This is a genomic window from Vibrio sp. 704 (genome assembly GCF_033339295.1).
Genome location: NZ_JAWOUH010000951.1, coordinates 1 through 532 on the forward strand (window position 1 = coordinate 1; position 532 = coordinate 532).

Below are 532 nucleotides of genomic sequence, written 5' to 3' on the forward strand. Positions count from 1 at the left end.
CCATTGAATTGGGCGCAAAAGCAGGCCTAATTGCACCAGATGAAACCACGTTTGAATATATCAAAGGTCGTAAGTTCTCACCGCAAGGCGCAGATTTTGATGCTGCAGTAGAGTACTGGAAGACGTTAAAAACTGACGCAGATGCCGAATTTGATGCCGTAGTAACGCTAAATGCTGCTGACATCAAACCACAAGTAACTTGGGGCACAAACCCAGGTCAGGTCATTGCCGTTGACCAACCGATTCCAGCACCAGAAAGCTTCACAGATCCAATCGAAAAAGCGTCTGCTGAAAAAGCATTGGCTTACATGGGCCTAGAAGCAGGTAAATCATTGTCTGACTACCAAGTAGATAAAGTGTTTGTTGGCTCTTGTACGAACTCTCGCATCGAAGACATGCGCGCTGCCGCCGTCGTGGCGAAAGGCCGTAAGGTCGCATCGCACGTTCAAGCATTGATTGTCCCGGGCTCAGAACAGGTGAAAGCACAAGCAGAAGCCGAAGGCTTGGATGTCATATTTAAAGAAGCGGGCTT

General features: G+C 48.3%; 1 protein-coding gene. It reads left to right on the forward strand.

Annotated elements, in window-relative coordinates:
* Window positions 1-532, forward strand: a 532-nt coding sequence (locus tag R7R24_RS30055) for an aconitase family protein (RefSeq protein WP_318120634.1), incomplete at both ends; no start/stop codon positions are given.